We start from the raw sequence: 502 nt of genomic DNA, 5'->3' as shown, positions 1-502 counted from the left end.
ACATGGCCGGCGACAAGACCGCCAACGTATGGGAAGACCTCAAAAACCCGCCCGTACCCGGACACTTCGGCCCGCCCTGGTTCCTGCCCTTCATCGGGGCCGCCGCCAAGATCATCGACCGAGTCAAGTAGGCAGGTTAGGACTCTCATGACTTTATCCACAATGGTTATTGAAGCCGGCCCGGATACGGGCTATGGCCGTGCCGAGGTTGCAGGCCTTCCCGGGGGTGCCTTCCTCGAAGGCCAATGGCAGACCACGGACATGGTTCTGGAAATACGGGATCCTGAAGACGGCATCCTGCTCGGCCGGGTCTGCTCCTCTTCGCCCCAGGACGTCCGGCGTGCAATCACGCACATCCACCGGCATCTCCAGGCTGAAGAGTGGCCGCTGCGCTCCCGCCGGCAAGCGCTGGAGAAAGCCGGACAGCTTCTCACTGAACAGTCCGGGCGGTTCGCCAAGATCATCGCGTCCGAAAGCAGCAAGACCATCACCGAAGCGGAGC

At 62.4% G+C, this 502-nt stretch carries 1 protein-coding gene; it reads left to right on the top strand.

Translation table 11 applies throughout. From position 1 onward, the window contains the following. Nucleotides 1-147: 147 nt before the first annotated feature. Nucleotides 148-502 (top strand): aldehyde dehydrogenase family protein (locus AC5RUM_RS21475; protein ID WP_494036849.1); only part of this gene is annotated, 355 nt, incomplete at its 3' end.

The sequence above is a fragment of the Arthrobacter sp. B2060 genome, from assembly GCF_059090445.1.
The sequence above is the reverse complement of the archived record's forward strand: the minus strand, read 5'-3'. Positions and strand labels throughout refer to the sequence as shown.